The organism is Photorhabdus sp. RM71S (assembly GCF_042879355.1).
Lineage (GTDB): Bacteria > Pseudomonadota > Gammaproteobacteria > Enterobacterales > Enterobacteriaceae > Photorhabdus > Photorhabdus kayaii.
Map to the genome: position 1 here is coordinate 1 of NZ_JBHFKV010000323.1, position 223 is coordinate 223.

At 49.8% G+C, this 223-nt stretch carries 1 pseudogene; it reads left to right on the forward strand.

The features are described 5' to 3' along the window. Positions 1-109: 109 nt before the first annotated feature. Positions 110-223 (forward strand): annotated as a pseudogene (locus ACGF5R_RS25065) (RHS repeat-associated core domain-containing protein); the annotation flags it as partial.

The following is a 223-nucleotide window of genomic DNA, read 5'->3' on the forward strand; positions in this document are numbered from 1 at the left end:
CGAGTTGGCATGCTCTTTAACAGGGTGGGAAAAAGCGGCGGAGAAAAAGGCTGCTAAATCAAAGGGAAAAGTGGCCTAAAGAGTATGATGGCGTCGGGATAGTGCCGAAGACCCGATCGGGCTAAATGGGGGTCCGAATCCCTATTCGTATGTTCATAACCCGGCGAACTGGATTGATCCGCTTGGTCTTGCTAGTTGCCCTAGCACAAAAGAAATTTCAAGG